Source organism: Pseudomonas sp. BR20 (assembly GCF_050780135.1).
Taxonomy (GTDB): domain Bacteria; phylum Pseudomonadota; class Gammaproteobacteria; order Pseudomonadales; family Pseudomonadaceae; genus Aquipseudomonas.
Genome location: NZ_CP172012.1, coordinates 222,271 through 244,567, shown reverse-complemented (window position 1 = coordinate 244,567; position 22,297 = coordinate 222,271). Strand labels below are relative to the sequence as shown.

The following is a 22,297-nucleotide window of genomic DNA, read 5'->3' as shown; positions in this document are numbered from 1 at the left end:
GCATGCACATGAAGCGGCAGGTTTTGGTTCGTCTAAAAAGCCTGCGCCCCCTTTGGAGAAGCAGGCTTATGAAATCGCTGTCCGACGTAAAGTTCTCGACCCTCGACCTCGTGCCGGTGCGCGCCAACGGCAGCCCGGCGCAGTCGCTGCGCAATTCCCTGGATTTGGCCCAACATGTGGAAAAGTTCGGCTACCACCGTTTCTGGGTGGCGGAACACCACAATATGGATGGCATCGCCAGCTCGGCCACCTCGGTATTGCTGGGTTACCTGGCCGGAGGTACCTCGACGATTCGCGTCGGCTCCGGCGGCGTGATGCTGCCCAACCATGCACCGCTGGTAATCGCCGAGCAGTTCGGCACCCTGGAAAGCCTCTACCCCGGGCGTATCGACCTGGGCCTGGGCCGCGCGCCCGGCTCCGACCAGATGACCGCTCGCGCTCTGCGCCGCGAGCGCTCCGGCAGCGCGGATGACTTCCCGGAAGACGTGGCCGAGCTGATGGCCTACCTCGGGCCACGCACACCGGACCAACGGGTGATTGCGGTGCCCGGCACCGGCACCAACGTACCGGTGTGGCTGCTGGGTTCCAGCCTGTTCAGCGCGCAGCTGGCGGGCGAACGCGGTTTGCCCTACGCCTTCGCCTCCCATTTCGCACCGCGTTTGATGCACGAGGCGATTCGCGTGTACCGCAATCACTTCAAGCCTTCGGCTGTGCTGGACAAGCCTTACGTGATGCTCGGCATTCCGCTGGTGGCGGCCGACACCGATGAGCACGCCGACTTCCTGGCCACCTCGGTGTACCAACGCATCCTCGCCTTGATGCGCGGGCAGAGCCTGGTGCAGCGCCCACCGGTGAAAACCATGGACGGCCTGTGGCTGCCCCATGAAAAAGACGCGGTCGGCAGCTTCCTTGGCCTGGCGATGGTGGGTAGCCCGGCGAAGATCCGCGCCAAGCTGGAAGTGTTGATCGAACAGACCGGCGCGGACGAATTGATCTTTACCTGCGACCTGTACGAGCACGCCGACCGGATTCATTCCTACGAGCTGCTGGCGCAGTTGATGAAGGGCTAAACCCGCGACGAAAAAAAACCGACGCACCCGCGTCGGTTTTTTATGTCTGCCACACGGAATTAACCGCGCTTGTAGACGATTTCCTTGGTACCACCTTCACAGGTACCGACCACTTTAGCGTCGGTCGAGGTGCCTTTATCCACGACTTCCAGCGAATAACCCGAAGCGCCCTTGGCGTCGATTTTCGCTGCAATTTCGCTTTTCAGCTCTTCACAAGGCTTGCCCGCCGCCAGGGCCGTGCCCGCAATGCTCAACAAACCTACCGCTAACAGGAGCTTCTTCATCCGTCACTTTCCTTGCGCTGATTGAAACGAGCGTGCCGACGCTGCTGGCATCGGCACCCATTGTTTGTAGCGCAAGTTATGGCAATCGGCCAGCCGGCAAGTTCAACCGACGCGATCAACTACTGGCAATTCGGAACCCCACCTTGAGCGTAACCTGATAGTGCGCGACCTTGCCGTCCTTGATATGACCACGGGTTTCCGTCACCTCAAACCATTCCAAGTGCTTGATGCTCTTGTTGGCTTCGGCCAGGGCATTGTTGATTGCGTCTTCGATGCTGGTGGTGGACGAACCTACCAATTCCACTTTCTTGTAGGTGTGATGATCAGACATGGTGTTTCTCCTGAGGGTCGTCAATAAAGCCTAGCAGTCATTGTTCATACTGCTTCTGGCGACCGTTCCTACCTGAAAGTTCAGATTTACTGCACTTTCTGAAACGGCCGCAGTCGGTATCTACACACGCCACTCAATCACTTCAGGAGATTCCAAATGGCCAACACTTCTTTACGCAAAGCGTCGCTGGAAAGCATGGAAGCCGAGATTTCGAGCCTGCTCAAGTCCCTTGAGAGCCTCAAGGACGATGCGTCCGATGAGTCGCGCAAAACGCTGAAGGCCCTGAAAAGCAATGCCGAGAATGCCCTCAAGCACTCTCGTCACCTGATCAGCGACGCCTACGAAGAAAGCAAAGTCAAAATCCGTGAAACCGGTGTTGCCACCCGGGACTACGCACAAGAGCACCCATGGACTACCGCCGGCGTCGCCGTTGGCGCGTTGGGCCTGCTGGCGGCTTACCTGTTGTGCAAACGCGGTGACTGATTGACCGGCTACACCGGCTGGCGCGCCAGCTCAGCCTTGAGCCAGTGCGCCAACTGACTCGCGCGCCCGTCTGCGGCGCGCTTGGGTAGCCACAACGCCAGGTGCGCCGGGGTTTCACTGAAACCCCACGGCGCCAGCAGGCGACCCGCGCGCAGGTCCTCTGCCACCAGCGGCTGCGGCGCAATCGCCACGCCCAACCCCGCCACCGCCGCCTCCAGCAAATAATACAAATGCTCAAAACCTTGGCCGTGTTTCAACGCGCCGGGCTTGATGCCGTGCTGTTGCGCCCAACTGGGCCAGGCTTGCGGGCGTGAAGTGGTGTGCAACAAGGCTTCCCCACACAAGGCGTGCGGCGGCGCCTGGCGCAGGCGTTCGTACCCGGCAAAACGCGGGCTCATCACCGGCCCGATACACTCGCTCGCCAGCTCATACACCTGCATATCCGCCGGCCACGGTGGTTCGGCGAAGACCAGCAGGGCATCGAGACCCGGGCGTCGGGGGTCGAGGTCGCCGTCACCCGCCGACAGGTGCAGGCGCAGGTCCGGCAGGTCGGCATTCAAGCGACCCAGGCGCGGGATCAACCAGCGCGCCAGCAGGCTGCCCGAACAACCGAGCACGAACGGCGCATCAGCGCTGGCCTGGGTGAGTTCGGCGCAGACGTCGCGCAAGCGCTCGAACGCCTCGGCGCTGGCATCTCGCAACCGCACACCTGCATCTGTGAGTTTAATGCCGCGTCCATCCTTGATGAACAAGCTGACACCCAAATGCTCTTCCAGCACCTTCAATTGGCGGCTGACCGCGCCGTGGGTCACGTGCAGTTGCTCGGCAGCCTGGCTGACGCTGTTCAGGCGTGCGGTGGCTTCAAAGGCGCGCAGGGCATTGAGGGGTGGGAGGTCTCGGCTCATCTGTGAGTTTTCCTGACAGGTTGCAGCGATCTTATCGGTTTTCAGCGCTGGATGTGAGGGGTAGAGTGGCCGTCATTGCTTCTCACACAAATTCCTACCTGGAGCGTCCCATGACTCAGTCCCAGACCGATCTGCGCAACGGCCCTGACGCCAACGGCCTGTTTGGCGCGTTCGGCGGCCGCTACGTCGCCGAAACCCTGATGCCGTTGATCCTCGAACTGGCCCGCGAATACGAAGCGGCCAAGATCGATCCGGCGTTCAACGAAGAATTGGCCTACTTCCAGCGTGACTACGTCGGCCGCCCAAGCCCGCTGTATTTCGCCGAGCGCCTGACCGAATTCTGCGGCGGTGCCAAGATCTACCTCAAGCGCGAAGAGCTGAACCACACCGGCGCGCACAAGATCAACAACTGCATCGGCCAGATCCTGCTGGCGCGGCGCATGGGCAAAAAACGCATCATCGCCGAGACCGGCGCCGGCATGCACGGTGTGGCGACCGCTACCGTGGCCGCGCGTTTCGGCCTGCAATGCGTGATCTACATGGGCACCACCGACATCGAGCGCCAACAGGCCAACGTGTTCCGCATGAAGCTGCTGGGCGCTGAAGTGATCCCGGTGATCGCCGGCACCGGCACCCTCAAGGACGCGATGAACGAAGCCCTGCGCGACTGGGTGACCAACGTCGACGACACCTTTTATCTGATCGGCACCGTGGCCGGCCCACACCCGTACCCAGCGATGGTGCGTGACTTCCAGGCCGTGATCGGCAAGGAAACCCGCACCCAGCTGCAAGCTCAGGAAGGCCGCCTGCCGGACAGCCTGGTGGCATGCATCGGCGGTGGTTCCAACGCCATGGGTCTGTTCCATCCGTTCCTGGACGACACCAGCGTCGAGATCATCGGCGTTGAAGCCGCCGGCCACGGCATCGAGACCGGCAAGCACGCCGCCAGCCTCAACGGCGGCGTACCGGGTGTGCTGCACGGCAACCGGACCTTCCTGCTGCAGGACGACGACGGCCAGATCATCGACGCTCACTCGATTTCCGCCGGCCTCGACTACCCAGGCATCGGCCCGGAACACGCCTGGTTGCACGATATCGGCCGCGTCCAGTACACCTCGGTGACTGACCACGAAGCCCTGGATGCCTTCCACAAGTGCTGCCGCCTGGAAGGGATCATTCCTGCCCTGGAAAGCGCCCACGCCCTGGCCGAGGTGTTCAAGCGCGCGCCGACCCTGCCGAAGGATCACCTGATGGTGGTCAACCTGTCCGGCCGTGGCGACAAAGACATGCAGACCGTGATGCACCACATGGAACAGTCTCAGCAGGAGAAACACTAAATGAGCCGCCTGCAAACCCGCTTTGCGCAACTCAAAGAACAGAACCGCGCCGCCCTGGTGACCTTCGTCACTGCCGGCGACCCGGGCTATGACACTTCGCTGGCGATCCTCAAGGGCTTGCCTGCTGCTGGCGCCGATGTGATCGAGTTGGGCATGCCCTTCACCGACCCAATGGCCGACGGCCCGGCCATTCAACTGGCCAATATCCGTGCGCTGGAAGCCAAGCAGAACCTGCTGAAAACCCTGCAGATGGTGCGTGAGTTCCGCAAGGACAACAACGATACCCCGCTGGTGTTGATGGGCTACTTCAACCCGATCCACAAATACGGTGTGCCTGAGTTCATCGCTGACGCCAAAGAGGCCGGCGTCGACGGCCTGATCGTGGTCGACATGCCGCCCGAGCATAACAGCGAGCTGTGCGACCCGGCCCAGGCCGCAGGTATCGACTTTATCCGCCTGACCACGCCGACCACCGATGACGTGCGCCTGCCGACCGTGCTCAACGGCAGTTCCGGGTTTGTGTACTACGTATCCGTGGCCGGTGTGACCGGTGCCGGCGCCGCTACCCTGGAACACGTCGAAGAAGCCGTGACCCGCCTGCGTCGGCATACCGACCTGCCGATCAGCATCGGTTTTGGTATCCGCACACCGGAACAAGCGGCGGCCATCGCGCGCCTGGCCGATGGCGTGGTGGTCGGTTCGGCCCTGATCGATCACATCGCCAATGCCAGTAACGATCAACAAGCGATCGATGGCGTATTGAGCCTGTGCGCGGCGCTGTCGGAAGGTGTGCGCAACGCCCGTAAGTAAGCGCCATGTAGCGAGAGGTAAAGTTCCTGATACAGAGGAATCAACGCGCGCAATCACGGCCTAAACAGCAAGACCAAGGGATTTCGAACCGCGTTCGAGATCCCTTTTTTGTATGTGTGCCCTGAGGAATACCCGATGAAAATGCCTAAATCCGTGATTGCAGGTCTTGGTGTGCTGGTACTTGGCGCCAGCGCCCTGGTGCAAGCCGCGCCGCCTGACCCGCGGGGTGACGATCGTGGCGGCCCGCAAGGCCAGCACGAGCAACGTGGCGACGACCATCGCGGCCCGCAGGACGACCGTCGCGGCGGCCCGCCCCAGGACTTCGGCCCGGTACGCCAGATCATTCGCGACAACCACGGCCAGTTCTCCCGTGGCGCACCGCCGCCGCCGAATGTGCGTCTGGTGCGCGGCCGCCCCCTGCCGCATGGCTACTACGGCGAGCGCTTGGACAACCGTGCCCTGGCGCGCCTGCCGGTCTATCCAGGTTATGAATGGCGCCGTTCGGGGCCGGACGTGGTACTGATCGCTGTAGGCACGGGCATCGTCTACGAAATCCTTGACGGCGTACTCAACTAAAACCACGCAATAACGTTGTAGCAACGTAGCTTCCTGTGGCAAGCGGGCTTGCCCCGCGTTGGGGTGCGAAGCGCCCCCAAAACCTGACACCGCTGTTTTCCTGAAAAAACGCAGTCGCTTTAATGGGTCTGCTCCGCAGCCCAACGCGGGGCAAGCCCGCTCGCCACGGGAAGTCTGCTCGCCATTAGAGGTCAGTCTCCAGAAAGCAATCTTCCCGCTACCGGCTTAAAGCTCGATGCGTTCAACTTTACCTACGAGCAATATGTAAGAAAGCGCCCCAAGCAATGCCAGTACCGCGATATAGGTAATCGCCGGCGCAAACGAATCGCCACTGGCCAGGAAACCGATAACGATTGGCGTGGTAATCGCCGCCAGGTTGCCGATGAAGTTGAACACTCCGCCGGTCAGTCCCAGCAGACGTGCAGGGGCAAGGGTCGAAACCAGCGACCACGTGATTGAGGCCAGGCCGTTGCCGAAGAACGCCAAGGCCAGGAAGGCGATGACCAACGGTGTCGATTCGACGAAGTTGGCGCCAATGATCGCCGTAGAGATCAGCAGGCCGCTGATGATCGGCAACTTGCGGGCGAACCCCACCGAGGCACCGCGACGGATCAGCCAGTCGGAAAACAACCCCGAGCACAACACGCCGACGAAGGCCGCGAGGAAGGGCAGTGATGCGAGCATGCCGGACTTGATGAAGTCCATTCCGCGGTATTTCACCAGGTAGGTCGGGAACCATGTCAGGAAGAACCACAACGTGGAGTTCAGGCAGAACTGCCCCAGGTAGATGCCCCACAATTTGCGCTTGCTCAGGACAATGCCCAGGTCGACCCAGCTGAATGGCGCCTTGGTCTTACCCGTTTGTGCACTGAGGTCCACCAGACCGCCACCTTCGCGGATCAACTCGATTTCGGCTGCGTTGACGCCTTTGAAGTCCCGGGGCTCGCGATACACGGCATACCAGATCGCCGCCCACAGAATGCCCACTCCGCCAGTGACGACAAACACCATGTGCCAGCCGTAATGATGCTGCAACCAGGCCAGGACCGGCGTCAGGAACGCCAAGCCGACAAACTGCCCGGAGGTGTAGAAGCCAATGGCCGTGGCGCGCTCACGCTCGGGAAACCAACTGGTGACCACGCGGCTGTTGATAGGGTAGGCCGGTGCTTCCAGGGCGCCTACCGCCATGCGCAGCACAAACAGCGCAATGAAGCTGGCGGCAAAACCGAGCATCACGGTGGCGATGGACCAGAGCAACAGGGCGGCAGTGTAGAGGATGCGCGGCGGCACCCGATCCACCAGCCAGCCGCCGGGAATCTGCATGGCGGCGTAAGTCCAGCCGAACGCCGAGAAAATCAGCCCGACATGTACCGGATCGATGCCCAACTCGCTGGTCAGCGCCGGGGCGGCAATCGACAGGTTGCTGCGGTCGAGGTAGTTGATCACGACGGTGATAAACAGCAACACCATGATGAAGTAGCGCTTTCGGGTAGGCGTGACTAAAGAAGCCTGCCCGCTCAAGGATTCAGGTTGCATGGTAGGTGCCTATTCTTATGCTTGTTGAGGATGGGACTTCTGCAGAAACCGGATCAACATGTGGGAGGGGGCAAGCCCCCTCCCACATGTTTGACCGTGTTCTTTCAGGCAGACATCACCACTCGGCGAAACTGCCGTCGGCGTGGCGCCAGATCGGGTTGCGCCAGCGGTGACCGATGGCTGCACGTTCGATCACGTATTCCTCGTTGATCTCGATCCCCAGGCCCGGCCCGTTGGGGATCTTCACAAAGCCCTGGTCATAGTCGAACACGCCCGGGTCGCGCACGTAGTCGAGCAGGTCGTTGCTCTCGTTGTAGTGAATGCCCAGGCTTTGCTCCTGGATAAACGCGTTGTAGCAAACCGCATCCAGTTGCAGGCACGCCGCCAACGCAATCGGGCCCAGCGGGCAGTGCAGGGCCAGGGCCACGTCGTAGGCTTCGGCCATGTTGGCGATCTTGCGGGTTTCGGTGATACCGCCTGCGTGGGAAGCGTCCGGCTGGATGATGTCGACGTAGCCTTCGCTGAGCACGCGCTTGAAGTCCCAGCGCGAGAACAGGCGCTCGCCCAGGGCAATCGGAGTGCTGGTCAGCGGCGCCAGTTCCTTGAGGGCTTCGTAGTTTTCGCTGAGCACCGGCTCTTCGATAAACATCAGCTTGTAGGGGTCCAGTTCTTTCATCAGCACCTTGGCCATGGGCTTGTGCACACGACCATGGAAGTCGACGCCGATGCCTACGTTGGGGCCGACCGCATCACGCACAGCCGCGACGTTGGCCAGGGCCAGGTCGACTTTTTCGAAGCTGTCGACGAACTGCAACTCTTCAGTGCCGTTCATTTTCACCGCAGTAAAACCACGGGCCACGGCCTCTTTGGCGGCGCGGGCGGTGTCGGCGGGGCGATCGCCGCCGATCCACGAGTACACGCGGATCTTGTCACGCACCTGGCCACCCAACAGGTCGCTGACGGAAACGCCGAGAGCCTTGCCCTTGATGTCCCACAGCGCCTGGTCGATGCCGGCGAGGGCACTCATGTGCACGGCGCCGCCTCGATAGAAGCCACCGCGGTAGAGCACGGTCCAGATGTCTTCGATATTGCGTGGGTCTTTGCCGATCAGGTAGTCGGACAGTTCCTCGACGGCAGCCGCCACGGTGTGAGCGCGGCCTTCGACCACGGGCTCACCCCAACCGGTTACGCCCTGGTCGGTTTCGACCTTGAGGAAGCACCAGCGCGGCGGGACGATAAAGGTCGTCAGTTTGGTGATTTTCATCTGTTATCTCTCTTATAGATGCAGCGCCTGTGGGCGCGGAACTTGATCTCAGTTCAGGGCTTTCCAGGCGGCGACATAAGCCTGGGCGCGGCTCGCTACCTGATCCACTGTCATACCCGGTTTGAACAACCCGGAACCCAGCCCGAACCCCTTGGCGCCGGCGTCGATAAACACCTGCATGTTGTCCGGGGTAATGCCGCCTACCGGCAGCAGCAACGTGCCTGCCGGCAATACCGCCAGCCAAGCCTTGATCACAGAAGGGCCCATTTGCTCGGCCGGGAACAGCTTCAACACGTCGGCACCTTCGTCCAACGCCGCGAACGCTTCGGTGGGCGTGGCCACACCCGGCGACAGGTACAGGCCGGCGGCTTTCGCGGCGCGCAAGACCTTGGCATCGCTATGGGGCATGACGATCACTTGGCCACCGGCGGCTTTCACTTGTTCGACCTGCCCAGGCGTCAATACCGTGCCGGCGCCGATCAGGCAATCGGCGGGCAGGCTGTCGCGCAGGGTGCGAATGCTGGTGTAAGGGTCCGGCGAATTGAGCGGGACTTCGATCACGCGAAACCCGGCGTCGTACAGCACTTGGCCGACCGCCTGGGCTTCGTCCGGGCGTATGCCGCGAAGAATGGCGATCAAACCGTTTTGTGCGAGTGCTTGCTTGAGCATGTCAGGCCTCCATTGCAGGTTGAGTGAGCCCGGCGGCCACTGCCAGTTGCCACAGCCCGCGCTCGGTCGCTTCCTGCGCCAGGCTGACGTGGGCGAAACCGCAGAGGGCGAGGGCGCGTTGGTAGCGCACGCAGAGCAGGCCGGCGCCCACCAGGATGATGGGAATGTGCCGTGCACTGGCTGGCAAGCCGGCCAGTTCATGGCCGATCAGCAGGCCGGACAGGTAGTCGGGCTGCTGCTCAGGGGTGAGTTCGCCGGTCAGTCCCAGAGTGCGCGCACTGAACAAGGTCGACAGCACGCCACGCTGGCCATCGTTCGACAGCGCCACTTGAACACCGCGGTCAAAGGCCTCGGCCTGGAACTGCTCGGATACCTTTTGCGTACGACCAAGCAGGCTGTGCTTGCTCAGCACCGCGAACAGTTCACCGGTCATGAAGGTGTCGAAATGAGTGATGCAGCCTTCCACCACCTCGACCCATTTGGAATGGCTGCCGGGCAGGCCGACCAGCATTTCACCGCTGGCCGACAGGCTTTGCAGCACGCCCAGCACCTGGGTTTCTTCACCGCGCATCACATTGGGCAAACCGACCTGCTCGATCACGCCGGGCACGATATGCACATCGACACCGCGCAGGCTGCGCACCTTGTGCAACGCCTGGCCCAGGCTGGCGACGTCGACCGGCGTACTGCGATACGCCGCCTCGCTCCAACCCTGGGCGCTGCCGACCATGCCGCAGGCGATCACCGCCAGGTTTGGCTCGGCGTCGAGCCAGTCGCCGCACGCTGCATCAAACGCCAACTCGAAGCCATCGCTGCAGCGAACGCCGCCGATGTCCCGGGGCTCGCTGGGCAAATGCATGATGCCCGACGCCAGCGAGCGCTGTTCCAGCACTACGCCCGCGGGACCGAGTTTGTAAGCACGAAGGGAGCTGGTCCCCCAATCGAGCGCGATCAATTGCGCCTGCATCGCTTCACCTGAAATGAGTGGGTGCTGAAAAAAGCAGATGGGCGAATATAAACCTACGGCTGGCAATATCTCAATATATAAATAACTGTCCCATATATTGAGATGAAACGAGATAAATCCTACAGCCTCCTAGCTTTTTACTGCGGGAGGAAACTGGTTCTATCTGATAAGGAGGGGTTTAAAAAGCCGACAAGTCCAGCTCGCGCATCGCACCCATCCAGATCGCGTAATCGGTGTGATCCTTCAGGTCATCGCCGGTTTCAGGGTGCAGGAACACCACCAGCCCATTGCGATGCAGCGCCAGCCACGGCAGCACCACCCCAATGTATTCGGGGTCGAACGCCAACTGGCAGCTCCAGTCCGGGTGCGGGCCTACGGGCCGCTCATGCACGCGGCCCATGCGCAGCGGGAACAGTTTCGCGCCGTCCTCGCACAAGGCACGCGCCTGATCGAGGGTGCTGGCATCGAAGTAGATATGGGCATGGTAGCCCTTGATACGTTGCATGACGGACTCCGGATCCAATGTGCGGCAAATCCTAGACCGCAATGGAAGGCAGTGCCAGCCCGGTCAGGAACTGTGCGCTGCTGGCCTGTTCCGCCACCAGCCAGTCGACGAAACGCTGGACCAACTGCCCCCGCCGTTTGCGCTGGGGCTGCACCACGTAATAGCCGAAGCGCGAAATTACCGTGTTGCTGATCGGCCGGCACAGCCAATTCTGCTCCAGCAGGTTATCCACCAGGTGGCGCCAGCCGATCGCCACACCTTGGCCGGCAATCGCCGCCTGGATCAACAGGGTGTAGTTGTCGAAGCGCAACTGACCGGGAGTGGGCGCGGCGGTGATGCCCAGTTCGCGGAATACGCCGCTCCAGTCGAACCACTGGTTGTTGTTTTCCTGGCGCAGGTGCAGCAAAGGAACGTCGTGCAAGTTCTGCAGGGTCAGCGGCGTGGCCTGGTCCTTGAGCCACTGCGGGCTGCACACCGGAAACACTTCCTCGTTGAACAGCCAAAGGCTGTCGCCCTGCTTGAAACGACCATCGCCAAACAGCACCGCCACATCGATATCGCTGCGCAAGGTGGCGTGGTTGCGCTCGCTGGTCACCAGGCTCACGTCCACCTGCGGGTTGGCAGCGTGGAAGCGATGCAGGCGCGGCATCAGCCAGTAGGCAGCGAACGCAAAGTCTGTGGCCACTTGCAGCACTTCGTGCTGGTCCTGCTGGGTAATCACACTGAGGCCCTGGTTGATGCTCTGCAAACCGCCTTGCACATGCTCGAACAGCAGGGCGCCGGCGTCGGTCAGTTCGATGCCCCGATAGATGCGGTCAAACAGGCGGATCGCCAGTTGTTCTTCCAGGCGCTTGATCTGCTGGCTGATGGCCGGCTGAGTGGTGCCCAGCTCCATCGCTGCTGCGGTAAAGCTGCGATGGCGCGCGGCCGCCTCGAACGCGCGTAGCAGGTCGAGGGACAGGTCTCCAAGGGCTTCATACATAAGCTGTGCTTATCCTAGACATTGCTCGTCATGGGCTTTACCCCATTTTTCATGGGCTGCATGCTCATTCGCATAAACACCGCCTATGGAATGCCGAAGACCTATGAAGCGCAAGAACATTCTTTTCATCATGGCCGATCAAATGGCCGCGCCGATGCTTCCGTTCTACGGACCTTCCCCTATCAAGCTGCCGAATTTGAGTCGCCTCGCCGAACAGGGCGTGGTGTTCGACGCGGCCTATTGCAACAGCCCGCTGTGTGCACCGTCACGCTTCACCCTGGTCAGCGGCCAATTGCCGAGCAAGATCGGCGCCTACGACAACGCGGCGGATTTCCCCGCCGATGTGCCGACCTATGCCCACTACCTGAGGCGCCTCGGTTATCGCACCGCGCTGTCGGGCAAGATGCACTTCTGCGGCCCCGACCAACTGCACGGCTATGAAGAACGCCTGACCAGCGACATCTATCCCGCCGACTATGGCTGGGCGGTGAACTGGGATGAGCCGGACGTACGCCCCACCTGGTACCACAACATGTCCTCGGTGCTGCAAGCCGGCCCGTGCGTGCGTACCAACCAGCTGGATTTCGACGAAGAGGTGGTGTTCAAGGCCCAGCAATACCTGTTCGACCACATCCGCGAAGACGGCGACCAGCCGTTCTGCCTGACCGTGTCGATGACCCATCCCCACGACCCGTACACCATTCCCAAGCCGTTCTGGGACCTGTACGACGATAACGACATCCCTTTGCCTGCAACGCCGAACCAGGAAGATCTCGACCCGCATTCCCAGCGTCTGCTCAAGGTCTATGACCTGTGGGACAAGCCGCTGCCTGTGGATAAAATCCGCGACGCCCGCCGCGCCTACTTCGGCGCGTGCAGCTACATCGACAGCAATGTCGGCAAGCTGCTGCAAACCCTGGAAGACACCGGCCTGGCCGACGACACCATCATCATCTTCTCCGGCGACCACGGCGACATGCTCGGCGAGCGCGGCCTCTGGTACAAAATGCACTGGTTTGAAATGGCCGCCCGCGTGCCGCTGCTGGTCAGTGCCCCGGGGCAATTTGCGCCGGGCCGGGTGACCAAGGCCGTGTCTACCGCCGACCTGCTGCCCACTCTGGTGGAACTTGCCGGCGGCGAGCTGGACCCGCGCCTGCCGCTGGACGGCCGCTCGCTGGTCCCGCACTTGCAGGGGCAGTGCGGGCACGACGAAGTCTTTGGCGAATACATGGCCGAAGGCACCATCAGCCCACTGATGATGATTCGCCGCGGCGCCTGCAAATTCATCTACAGCGAAGACGACCCTTGTCTACTGTTCGATGTGCACAACGACCCGCACGAGCGGGAAGACCTCAGCCAGTCACCGGAACACCGACCACTGTTCGAGGCGTTTTTGAATGAAGCGCGGGCCAAATGGGACATCCCGGCGATCCACCAGCAGGTGCTCGCCAGCCAACGCCGTCGTCGCCTGGTGTTCGAGGCGCTGACCGAAGGCAAGCTGAAGAGCTGGGATCACCAGCCACTGGTAGACGCCAGTCAGCAATACATGCGCAACCATATCGACCTCGACGACCTGGAGCGCAAGGCACGTTATCCACAACCCTGCCAAAACCAATAACACTGAGGGAAGGCCATGCAAAAGTTAACTGCGGTAGTGGGCATGTTAGTGCTCAGTAGCGCCAATGCGTATGCGGACACCAGCTGTGACACGGTAAAGATGGCCGACCCAGGCTGGAGCGATATCGCCGCCACCAATGCCATCACCGGGTTTCTGCTCAACGGCATGGGCTACAAGGCCAAGGTCGACACCCTCGCGGTGCCGATTACCTTTGGCGGGCTCAAGGACGGTCAGGTGGATGTATTCCTGGGTAACTGGATGCCGGCGCAGCAAGGTTTCTACGACAAGTTCGTGGCCAACGGCGATGTGGTGCAACTGGCGAAGAACCTCGACGGCACCGAGTTCACCCTCGCCGTGCCGGATTATGTCTGGGATGCCGGGGTGCATGACTTTGCCGACCTGAACAAATTTGCCGACAAGTTCGACAAGAAGATCTACGGCATCGGCTCGGGCGCGCCGGCGAATATCTCGCTGCAGGAGATCATCAAGAAGAATGACTTCGACCTCGGCCAGTGGAAGCTGATCGAATCCAGTGAACAGGCGATGCTGGCGGAAGTATCACGGGCGGTGAAGAAGCAGAAATTCGTCACCTTCCTCGGTTGGACACCGCACCCGATGAACGTGCAGTTGAAAATGCACTACCTCAAAGGCGGCGAGAAATACTTTGGTGACACCGGCAGCGTGTATACCTTGACCCGTAAAGGTTATGCACAGGCCTGCCCCAACGTAGGCAAGCTGCTGACCAACCTGAGTTTCACCCAGGAGATGGAGAACAGCATCATGGCTGAGGTGGTCAACAAAAAAGTCAGCAATGCCGAGGCGGCGAAGGCGTGGATCAAGGCGAACCCGGCGGTGCTGGATAAATGGCTGGATGGCGTGAAAACCGTGGATGGCCAGGATGCGTTGGCCGCAGTCAAAGCCAAACTCTAGGGCCTTGCGCTATTCCAATGTGGGAGGGGGCTTGCTCCCGATAGCGGAGTGCCAGTCAGAGAGATTTAGACGGGTCCACCTATATCGGGAGCAAGCCCCCTCCCACAAGGACCCGTGTGTACTGATACCCTGAGTCAAACCTTTTCAGCCGAGTTATAAATGCCCCGGCCCAACCGCCATACACTCTTCCCCTTCCTCAGTTGGCTTGCGCGCCAGACGCGCGCCAGCGTCGGACGGGACGCGCTGGTCGGCCTCAGCGGCGCTGTGCTCGCGCTGCCCCAATCGATTGCCTACGCGCTGATCGCCGGTCTCCCACCAGAGTACGGTCTGTACGCCGCGATCATCCCGGTGCTGATCGCGTGCCTGTGGGGTTCATCCTGGCACCTGATCTGTGGCCCCACGGCGGCGATTTCCATCGTGCTGTACGCCAGCGTCAGCCCATTGGCCGTGCCGGGGTCTCAGGACTACATCACCCTGATCCTGTTGCTGACATTCCTGGCCGGGGTGTTCCAGTGGCTGCTGGGCATGCTGCGCTTTGGTGCGCTGGTGAACTTCGTCTCGCATTCGGTGGTGCTGGGTTTCACCTTGGGCGCCGCCGTGGTGATTGCCCTGGGGCAGCTGCCTAATCTGCTGGGCCTGGATTTACCGAGCCAGGCCACGGCGATTAATAGCCTGCTGGCGCTGATCGACCACGCTGGCGAGTGGGACCACGCATCCCTTGCCCTTGGGCTCGGTACTTTGCTGGTGGGCGCACTGCTCAAATACCTTGTGCCTCGCTGGCCAACGCTGCTGATCGCCCTGGGCTTGGGCAGCCTGGCAGCCTGGCTGTGGCCGGGGGCGTTCGGGCATGTGGCGCTGGTCAGTTCGTTTATCGGCAAGCTGCCGCCGTTCAGCCCGTTGCCGCTGGATCTGGACATGATCCTGCGCCTGCTGCCCAGCGCCGTTGCGGTGGGCATGCTCGGGCTGGTGACCAGCCTGTCGATTGCGCGTTCGCTGTCGGCACGCTCGCAACAATTGCTTGATGCCAACCAGGAAGTTCGTGCGCAGGGTTTATCCAACATCGTTGGCGGATTTTTCTCCGGGTATCTGTCGGCAGGGTCCTTCACCCGCTCCGGCCTCAGCTATGAGGCAGGCGCCTGTTCGCCGCTGGCAGGGTTTTTTTCCGCATTGTGGGTGGCCTTGTTTGCGCTGTTTGGCGCCGCACTGATCGCGCATATTCCCATCCCGAGCATGGCCGCCAGCATCTTGCTGATTTCCTGGGGCCTGGTGGATCGGCGGGGTATCCGTGCGTTGTTCCGCGTGAGCCGTGCAGAATTCGTGGTGATGAGCCTGACCTGTGTCGCCACCTTGCTGCTGGAGTTGCAAACGGCGATTTATGCGGGGGTGTTGGCGTCGTTGTTTTTCTACCTCAAGCGCACCTCACAGCCACGGGTTCAACAATGGCGTGATGGAGAAGAGGATGTGTTGCGGGTGGGTGGGTCGATCTTCTTTGGCGCCAGCCATTACCTGCAAGTGCGCCTGCAAAGCTTGCAGGGTGAACGGGTGGTGATCGAGGCGCAGCAGATCAACTTTATCGACTATTCCGGGGTGGAGATGCTGCACCAGGAGGCGCGTCGCCTTAGGGGGCTGGGCCGTAGCCTGACATTGCGCCGCGCCAGGCCGCAAGTCGTCGAGGAGTTGAGAAAACTTGAGGGGGCGGACAACTGCCCCATTCATTTCGAATGACTGAATACCCTCCCACATTTTGTTTAGTGTCAGGCCAGCTGGCGGCGCAGTTCGGCCAACACCGGCGCCGAATCCGGGCGCACACCGCGCCACAGGAAGAACGCTTCAGCCGCTTGCTCCACCAGCATGCCCAGGCCATCCATCGCCACGGCTGCGCCTTGCTCACTGGCCCAACGGCAGAACGCAGTCGGTTCCTTGGCGTACATCATGTCGTAGCAAAACGTGTTGCCCGGTTCGATCAGGCTGCCGGCAATCGGCGGTATATCGCCTGACAGGCTGGCGGACGTGGCATTGATGATCACGTCCACCGGCTCACGCAGCCAGTCGAAACCACTGGCAGACACCGGGCCCAGGTCGTCGAACAGCTCGGCGAGCAATTCGGCTTTTTCCACGGTGCGGTTGGCGATGATCAACGAAGCAGGCCGTTCAGCCAGCAACGGCTCCAACGCGCCCCTTACCGCGCCACCCGCGCCCAGCAACAGGATGCGTTTGCCTTGCAGATTCAAGCCGGCGTTTACCGTCAGGTCACGTACCAGGCCGGCGCCGTCGGTGTTGTCGCCGAGCAACGTGCCGTCAGCCAGTTTGCTCAAGGTGTTCACCGCCCCGGCACGCTGGGCGCGTTCGGTGAGGCTGTTGGCCAGGCGGTAGGCGTCTTCCTTGAACGGCACGGTAACGTTGGCACCTCGGCCCTGTTGGAAAAACTCACGGGCACAGCCGGTGAAATCCTCCAGGGGCGCGAGCAAGGTGCTGTAGTCCAGTTGCTCGCCGGTCTGCTCAGCGAACATACGGTGAATCAGCGGCGACTTGCTGTGGCCGATGGGGTTGCCGAACACCACATAATGATCCATCAGACAGCCGCCTTGGGCGCGGCGGCGCCCAGCCAGTCGCGGTCTTGCAGGAAGTAGTCGGTGAGGCGCGCTTCTTCGCTGCCGGCCTCGGCTTTCCAGTCGTAGCTCCAGCGCACTTGGGGCGGCAGCGACATCAGGATCGACTCGGTACGGCCGCCCGATTGCAGGCCGAACAAAGTGCCACGGTCATAGACCAGGTTGAATTCCACGTAACGGCCGCGACGGAATTCCTGGAACTGGCGTTGCTGTTCGGTATAAGCGCTGGCTTTGCGGCGCTGCACAATCGGCAGGTAGGCGTCGATGTAGGCATCGCCGATGGCGCGGATAAACGCGAAGCAGGTGTCGAAGTCCCACTCGTTCAAGTCATCGAAGAACAGGCCGCCGATGCCACGGGGCTCGTTGCGGTGCTTGATGTGGAAGTAGGTATCGCACCAGGCCTTGTAGCGCGAGTAAACGTCCGGGCCAAAGGGCGCGCAGGCCTGCTCGGCCACGCGGTGCCAGTGAATGCAGTCTTCTTCGTTGCCGTAGTAGGGCGTGAGGTCGAAGCCACCACCGAACCACCACACCGGCTCTTCGCCTTCTTTTTCGGCGATGAAAAAACGCACGTTGGCGTGGGACGTCGGCACGTGCGGGTTGTGCGGATGAATCACCAGCGACACGCCCAGGGCTTCAAAGCCGCGACCGGCCAGTTCAGGGCGATGCGCACTGGCTGACGGAGGAAGGCCGCTGCCGAACACGTGGGAAAAGTTAACGCCGCCCTTTTCGATGACCGAACCGTTTTCGATCACACGGGTGCGACCGCCACCGCCGGCAGGCCGGGTCCAGGCGTCTTCGATAAAGCGAGTGTCCGTCTCGAAGGTTTCCAGGGCGCTGCAAATGCGGTCTTGCAGGTCGAGCAGGTAGGCCTTTACAGCCTCGGTGCGGGTAGTCATGGCATCACCTTGAATCGGGCAAAGCTACGCGAGGCCGTGGGGCGTCGGCGGCAAATGGGCGCACAGGATACCACTGCACTCCATGTCGCCACAGTTGACGAAGATCAAGCTTAGGAGTCCGATAGGGAGCTACGCGAGATCGACCCAAGGAGATGTGCAGATGGCCAAACGTATCCAGTTCAGTGCCCATGGCGGCCCCGACGTACTTGAATATGTGAGCTACACACCGGCAGAGCCGGGCCCGCAGCAGGTTCGAGTGCGTAACGAGGCGATTGGCCTGAACTTCATCGATACCTATTTCCGCAGCGGCCTTTACGCGCCGCCGGCCCTGCCATCGGGGTTGGGCGCAGAAGGCGCCGGCGTGGTTGATGCGGTGGGCGGCGAAGTCACGCAATTTAAAGTCGGTGACCGCGTGGCCTACGGCAGTGGCCCGCTCGGGGCCTACAGCGAATTGCACGTGCTGCCCGCCGCCAACCTGGTGCACCTGCCGGACGACATCAGCTTCGAACAAGCCGCCGGCGCCATGCTCAAGGGCCTGACCGTGCAATACCTGCTGCGCCAGACCTATGAGCTGAAAGCTGGCGAGACCATCCTGTTCCACGCCGCTGCTGGTGGCGTGGGCTCCCTGGCCTGCCAATGGGCCAAGGCACTGGGCGTGAAGCTGATCGGTACCGTCAGCTCGCCGGAAAAAGCCGCCCTGGCCAAATCCCTCGGCGCGTGGGAAACCATCGACTACAGCAAGGAAAACGTCGCACAACGCGTGCTGGAATTGACCGACGGAAAAAAGGTGCCCGTGGTGTACGACGGTGTCGGCAAGGACACCTGGCTGACCTCATTGGACAGCGTGGCACCACGTGGCCTGGTGGTGAGCTTCGGCAATGCTTCGGGCGCGGTGGATGGGGTGAACCTGGGGATACTCGCTGCCAAAGGCTCGCTATACGTGACACGGCCGACCCTGGCGACCTACGCCAACAATCCGGCGAACTTGCAGGTGATGGCGGATGATCTGTTTTCGATGATCAAGAGCGGCAAGGTGCGCATTGATATCAACCAGCGGTATTCGCTGGCAGACGCGGCGAAGGCACAGACGGAGTTGTCGGGGCGGCGTACCACTGGGTCGACAATTCTGTTGCCGTGAGGGAACCTTCGGGGGCAAGCGCCTCCCACATTTGACCGTGTTGTCATAACGGACGCGGTTCAATGTGGGAGGTCGCTTGCCCGCGATGGATGCGACGCGGTCTCAGGAAGGCCGCACCACCTCACCCGTTGCCAAATCACGAATCAGGCTCGGGTTCTTGCGCCCACCCAAGGCACCACCCAAAACCAAATCCACCTGCCCGCGGAAATACTGCTCCACACGAATCCGCGTGCGCGCCGCCGGGCGGCCCTGGGGGTTGGCTGAGGTAGAAATCAACGGTCCCACCAGCGCGCACAAATCCCGTACCAGTGGATGATCGCTCACCCGCAGCGCCACCGTGTCATGCACACCGGTGACCCATTCCGGCAACAAATCCTGATGCGGTACCAGCCAGGTATTCGGCCCAGGCCAGGTGCTGGCCATGCGTTCGATCCAGGTATCCGGGAAGTCTTCGAACAGAAAGTCGAACTGGCGAATATTGTCTGCCACCAGGATCAGGCCCTTGTCCACCGAACGGTTCTTGATCGCCAGCAGCCGATCCACCGCCTCTTCGTTCCAAGGATCACAGCCCAGGCCCCAGACCGCTTCGGTTGGATAGGCAATCACCGCGCCTGCGCGAATTTCTCGTGCGGCTTCCAGCACACGCCACCTGTTGACCATTGTTTACTCTCCGGACTAAAGCTCTGGGCAGTTTACCGATCTTCTTTACAAAACCTAGTTCCAAAAAACCGGCCGCTACAAAAGCTGGTGACGCGCAAGCCAGCGCCCGCTTTCGCAGATCACCTGGCCTTCAAGCTCCAACTCCGTGAGGGTCGCCAGCACCTGGGCCAACGAGCGCCCGCTGGCAATCGCCAGGGCTTCGCTGGTATGGGGTGCCGCGTGCAACAGCGCCACCAACGGATGTATGACGGGCATCGGCGCCGGGCGCGACAATGCCTGCCAGCCACGCAAACCTTCGAGGATGTGTTCAATGGTCTCCACCAGCATCGCGCCATCACGGATCAACTGGTGACAGCCCTTGGCCCCGGGATGATGGATGGAGCCAGGGATCGCATACACCTCTCGCCCTTGCTCGGCCGCAAGCTTGGCGGTGATCAGCGAGCCGCTGGCCATGCTGGCTTCCACCACCAGCACGCCCAGGGACAGGCCGCTGATGATGCGGTTGCGCCGAGGAAAGTTACCGGCCTGGGGAGCGGCGTCCAGCGGAAACTCAGAAACCACGGCGCTGCCCTGGGCAATCATCGCCGCCGCAAGCCGCCGATGGCGCTGTGGATAAAGATTTTCCAGGCCCGTGCCGAGTACACCGATTGTATGACCCCCCACATCCAAAGCAGCTTGATGGGCCGCACCGTCGATACCCAGCGCAAGGCCACTGGTGATGACAAAACCGGCGCTCGCCAGGCTGCGGGAAAATGCTGCGGCCGTGTCCATGCCGGGGCGGGATGCACGGCGGCTGCCGACCATCGCCAGTTGCGGTTTTTCCAGGATCCCGGGGTCGCCAGCGACGAATAAAAGCGGCGGGGCGTCGTCTATCTGGGCGAGCAGTGCCGGGTACTCAGGTTGGTCCCACATCAGCAAATGCTGGCCCTGACGCTCCAACCATGCCAATGCCTCACTGGCACCGTCGCGAATTTCATGGCTACGTCGGGCATCGGCGCTGATGGGCGGCAATCCCAGAGAACGCCAGGCACTGGCAGGGGCACTGATGGCCTTTGAGGCACTACCGAACGCTTCGATCAACAACCTAAAACGCTTCGGGCCTACTTCCGGCAACCTGTGCAAGCGTAGGCGGGCTTCCAGTTCTGAAGGGGAAATTTCACTGCTGTTTATCGGAAACATCTGATCATCCTTGACCGGAACAAGCTGTGGATAACTCTGTTGGTAACTTATTTAGCAGGCTATTTATTGCGCTTGAGGGGCAGTCTCGAAACGGTCCGTTATCGCCAGCGCGCGCGAGGCACTGAGGACCAGGCCGTAGCTGAGCTTTTCGTAGGTGCGAAACACCAGCAGGGTGCCGGCACGCTCATCGGGAAGCTTCACCGGAGCGCCAGTGAGGGTGTCGCGTACGGTGCCGCCGGTTTTGATGACGGCCAACAACTGGCCCTCCACCAGACCGTCGCGTCGGCCCTTGTTCAGAGTCACGGTGTCCAACACGCCGACCTGGGTAACACCCTTGGGAATATCAATGATTTGCCCCTGGATGAAAGGTGTAGGGTGCAGCGCCTCGGGTCTTCCTCCCAAAACAGGCGGTTCGGTACGGAGCAGACGGTCGCCGGGGCGCACCTCCTGGGTGACCCGTTGCACCGCCAGGGTGCTGAGGTCTCCGGCCATCACAAAGCGCGCGGTGCCGATATCGTCGGCGTTGACGCCCAGCAGTTCATGGGTTTCAGGGTCTTTGTAGATCTTGCCTCGGCGGAAAATCCCATAGCTTGGCTGAGACGGGTCCAGCGCTCCGCGGGCATGCACGCGCTCGCCATTGGCACCCAACACCCGCCCCGTCTCTGCCGCGACGATGTAGGGCGCGTTGTCCAGGTCCATGGGGCTATCGAGAATGCGGTTATGTAACAAAAACCGCTGGATGGCCTGTTGCGTCGCCTGATCCAACCGCAGGCCGGGTTGTGGAAGCAGGGCCATGGCGAACGGGGCCCATAGCAGCAAGACGAGTAGCGATTTCCTCATGGGGTGAATCTCCTTTATTATGTGCGTTCGCGTGAAATGCCACAGCCTTCGCGGCTTTCGGGCGTTTCACACCGGCCGTATGGGTCCATTCCCACCGCCGATTTGCCTCTACCTCACATGTGCAGCAATTACGCTTATGGCTATTTTGAACATCCTCGAATTCCCCGACTCGCGCCTGCGCACAATCGCCAAGCCGGTGGCCGTAGTGGACGACAAGGTTCGTCAGCTGGTCGATGACATGTTTGAAACAATGTATGAAGCCCCGGGTATTGGCCTCGCCGCCACCCAGGTCAACGTGCATCTGCGCGTCGTGGTCATGGACCTGTCGGAAGATCGCAGCGAACCACGGGTGTACATCAACCCCGAGTTCGAACCGCTGACCGACGAGATGGGCGAATACCAGGAAGGTTGCCTGTCGGTGCCGGAGTTCTACGAGAACGTCGAACGCCCGTTGCGCGTGAAGATCAAGGCCCTGGACCGCGACGGCAAGCCGTTCGAACTGATCGCCGAAGGCCTGCTGGCCGTGTGCATCCAGCACGAATGCGACCACCTCAACGGCAAGCTGTTTGTCGATTACCTGTCCACGCTCAAACGCGACCGGATCAAGAAGAAGCTGGAAAAAAAGCATCGCCAGCAAGCTTGATGCCCTCCTTCCAAAGGCTTGCTGCGGCAAGCCTTTTTCTTTTGTGACTGCTTTTAACCGAGACT

24 protein-coding genes are annotated in these 22,297 nt (G+C 61.3%); 10 read left to right on the top strand and 14 right to left on the bottom strand.

Translation table 11 applies throughout. From position 1 onward, the window contains the following. The first annotated feature begins 68 nt into the window (after positions 1-68). Positions 69-1,070: an LLM class flavin-dependent oxidoreductase gene (locus tag ACHPFG_RS01095; protein ID WP_145338362.1), complete on the top strand. Its 1,002-nt coding sequence runs from the start codon at positions 69-71 to the stop codon at positions 1,068-1,070. 59 nt (positions 1,071-1,129) lie between these two features. Here ACHPFG_RS01095 and ACHPFG_RS01090 read toward each other — a convergent pair whose 3' ends face one another. Both ACHPFG_RS01090 and ACHPFG_RS01085 read right to left on the bottom strand, forming a co-directional pair. Then, positions 1,130-1,354, bottom strand: a complete 225-nt coding sequence (locus ACHPFG_RS01090) for a DUF1161 domain-containing protein (RefSeq protein ID WP_131699601.1) — start codon at positions 1,352-1,354, stop codon at positions 1,130-1,132. A 115-nt stretch (positions 1,355-1,469) separates the two neighbouring features. Continuing rightward, a complete protein-coding gene (locus ACHPFG_RS01085; RefSeq protein ID WP_027608132.1) occupies positions 1,470-1,685 on the bottom strand; it encodes a dodecin in 216 nt (71 codons plus the stop codon). Positions 1,686-1,841: 156 nt separating this feature from the next. On the opposite strand from ACHPFG_RS01085, the gene ACHPFG_RS01080 reads away from it, so the two are divergent. Next, positions 1,842-2,168, top strand: coding sequence for a DUF883 family protein (locus ACHPFG_RS01080; RefSeq protein ID WP_003170746.1), 327 nt, complete (start codon positions 1,842-1,844; stop codon positions 2,166-2,168). A gap of 8 nt (positions 2,169-2,176) precedes the next feature. On the opposite strand, the gene ACHPFG_RS01075 is transcribed toward ACHPFG_RS01080, so the two are convergent. Further along, positions 2,177-3,073 (bottom strand): LysR family transcriptional regulator, encoded by an 897-nt coding sequence (locus tag ACHPFG_RS01075; protein WP_431701371.1) that lies wholly within the window; start codon positions 3,071-3,073, stop codon positions 2,177-2,179. A 110-nt stretch (positions 3,074-3,183) separates the two neighbouring features. On the opposite strand from ACHPFG_RS01075, the gene trpB reads away from it, so the two are divergent. The 3 genes from trpB to ACHPFG_RS01060 all read left to right on the top strand — a co-directional run bounded on the left by trpB (position 3,184) and on the right by ACHPFG_RS01060 (position 5,796). Beyond that, complete coding sequence (gene trpB, locus ACHPFG_RS01070; protein WP_431701370.1) at positions 3,184-4,410, top strand: tryptophan synthase subunit beta; 1,227 nt, start codon at positions 3,184-3,186, stop codon at positions 4,408-4,410. Then, the gene (gene trpA / locus ACHPFG_RS01065) at positions 4,411-5,220 is read left to right on the top strand and encodes a tryptophan synthase subunit alpha (RefSeq protein ID WP_431701369.1); all 810 of its coding nucleotides are present in this window, start codon (positions 4,411-4,413) and stop codon (positions 5,218-5,220) included. A gap of 135 nt (positions 5,221-5,355) precedes the next feature. Beyond that, positions 5,356-5,796, top strand: a complete 441-nt coding sequence (locus ACHPFG_RS01060) for an anti-virulence regulator CigR family protein (protein ID WP_131699605.1) — start codon at positions 5,356-5,358, stop codon at positions 5,794-5,796. A 225-nt stretch (positions 5,797-6,021) separates the two neighbouring features. Here ACHPFG_RS01060 and ACHPFG_RS01055 read toward each other — a convergent pair whose 3' ends face one another. The 6 genes from ACHPFG_RS01055 to ACHPFG_RS01030 all read right to left on the bottom strand — a co-directional run bounded on the left by ACHPFG_RS01055 (position 6,022) and on the right by ACHPFG_RS01030 (position 11,719). Continuing rightward, positions 6,022-7,332, bottom strand: coding sequence for an MFS transporter (locus ACHPFG_RS01055; protein WP_431701368.1), 1,311 nt, complete (start codon positions 7,330-7,332; stop codon positions 6,022-6,024). 115 nt (positions 7,333-7,447) lie between these two features. Continuing rightward, on the bottom strand, positions 7,448-8,596 hold the full coding sequence (dgoD, locus tag ACHPFG_RS01050; RefSeq protein ID WP_003170741.1) for a galactonate dehydratase: 1,149 nt from the start codon (positions 8,594-8,596) through the stop codon (positions 7,448-7,450). Positions 8,597-8,644: 48 nt separating this feature from the next. Beyond that, a complete protein-coding gene (locus ACHPFG_RS01045; protein WP_131699607.1) occupies positions 8,645-9,265 on the bottom strand; it encodes a 2-dehydro-3-deoxy-6-phosphogalactonate aldolase in 621 nt (206 codons plus the stop codon). A gap of 1 nt (position 9,266) precedes the next feature. Continuing rightward, positions 9,267-10,232 (bottom strand): 2-dehydro-3-deoxygalactonokinase, encoded by a 966-nt coding sequence (locus ACHPFG_RS01040; RefSeq protein ID WP_431701367.1) that lies wholly within the window; start codon positions 10,230-10,232, stop codon positions 9,267-9,269. Between the two features lie 178 nt (positions 10,233-10,410). After that, positions 10,411-10,737 (bottom strand): DOPA 4,5-dioxygenase family protein, encoded by a 327-nt coding sequence (locus ACHPFG_RS01035; RefSeq protein WP_131699609.1) that lies wholly within the window; start codon positions 10,735-10,737, stop codon positions 10,411-10,413. A gap of 31 nt (positions 10,738-10,768) precedes the next feature. Further along, positions 10,769-11,719, bottom strand: coding sequence for a choline sulfate utilization transcriptional regulator (locus ACHPFG_RS01030; RefSeq protein ID WP_431701366.1), 951 nt, complete (start codon positions 11,717-11,719; stop codon positions 10,769-10,771). A 103-nt stretch (positions 11,720-11,822) separates the two neighbouring features. Between ACHPFG_RS01030 and betC the strand changes: the two genes are divergently transcribed. From betC to ACHPFG_RS01015, 3 genes are all read left to right on the top strand, one after another. Continuing rightward, positions 11,823-13,337 (top strand): choline-sulfatase, encoded by a 1,515-nt coding sequence (gene betC, locus ACHPFG_RS01025; RefSeq protein ID WP_431701365.1) that lies wholly within the window; start codon positions 11,823-11,825, stop codon positions 13,335-13,337. Between the two features lie 15 nt (positions 13,338-13,352). After that, the gene (gene choX / locus ACHPFG_RS01020; RefSeq protein ID WP_431701364.1) at positions 13,353-14,267 is read left to right on the top strand and encodes a choline ABC transporter substrate-binding protein; all 915 of its coding nucleotides are present in this window, start codon (positions 13,353-13,355) and stop codon (positions 14,265-14,267) included. Positions 14,268-14,426: 159 nt separating this feature from the next. Continuing rightward, complete coding sequence (locus tag ACHPFG_RS01015; protein WP_431701363.1) at positions 14,427-15,992, top strand: SulP family inorganic anion transporter; 1,566 nt, start codon at positions 14,427-14,429, stop codon at positions 15,990-15,992. A 29-nt stretch (positions 15,993-16,021) separates the two neighbouring features. Here the strand turns inward: ACHPFG_RS01015 and aroE are convergent, their stop codons facing one another. Together aroE and hemF are read right to left on the bottom strand one after the other, a co-directional pair. Beyond that, positions 16,022-16,840: a shikimate dehydrogenase gene (gene aroE / locus ACHPFG_RS01010; protein WP_431701362.1), complete on the bottom strand. Its 819-nt coding sequence runs from the start codon at positions 16,838-16,840 to the stop codon at positions 16,022-16,024. Continuing rightward, complete coding sequence (hemF, locus tag ACHPFG_RS01005) at positions 16,840-17,772, bottom strand: oxygen-dependent coproporphyrinogen oxidase (protein ID WP_431701361.1); 933 nt, start codon at positions 17,770-17,772, stop codon at positions 16,840-16,842. Before hemF ends, aroE begins: the two co-directional genes overlap by 1 nt. Before the next feature lie 160 nt (positions 17,773-17,932). On the opposite strand from hemF, the gene ACHPFG_RS01000 reads away from it, so the two are divergent. Beyond that, positions 17,933-18,910 (top strand): quinone oxidoreductase family protein, encoded by a 978-nt coding sequence (locus ACHPFG_RS01000; RefSeq protein ID WP_431701360.1) that lies wholly within the window; start codon positions 17,933-17,935, stop codon positions 18,908-18,910. 102 nt (positions 18,911-19,012) lie between these two features. Here the strand turns inward: ACHPFG_RS01000 and ACHPFG_RS00995 are convergent, their stop codons facing one another. From ACHPFG_RS00995 to ACHPFG_RS00985, 3 genes are all read right to left on the bottom strand, one after another. After that, entirely contained in the window at positions 19,013-19,570 is a 558-nt protein-coding gene (locus tag ACHPFG_RS00995) for an L-threonylcarbamoyladenylate synthase (protein ID WP_027608149.1), read from the bottom strand. Positions 19,571-19,645: 75 nt separating this feature from the next. Next, a complete protein-coding gene (gene dprA, locus ACHPFG_RS00990; RefSeq protein WP_131699615.1) occupies positions 19,646-20,749 on the bottom strand; it encodes a DNA-processing protein DprA in 1,104 nt (367 codons plus the stop codon). A 63-nt stretch (positions 20,750-20,812) separates the two neighbouring features. Next, positions 20,813-21,589 carry a peptidoglycan-binding protein gene (locus ACHPFG_RS00985; RefSeq protein WP_431701359.1) on the bottom strand — a complete coding sequence of 259 codons (777 nt, stop codon included), beginning with the start codon at positions 21,587-21,589 and terminating at the stop codon, positions 20,813-20,815. 136 nt (positions 21,590-21,725) lie between these two features. On the opposite strand from ACHPFG_RS00985, the gene def reads away from it, so the two are divergent. Continuing rightward, positions 21,726-22,232, top strand: coding sequence for a peptide deformylase (gene def / locus ACHPFG_RS00980; protein ID WP_005783383.1), 507 nt, complete (start codon positions 21,726-21,728; stop codon positions 22,230-22,232). Positions 22,233-22,297 lie beyond the last annotated feature (65 nt).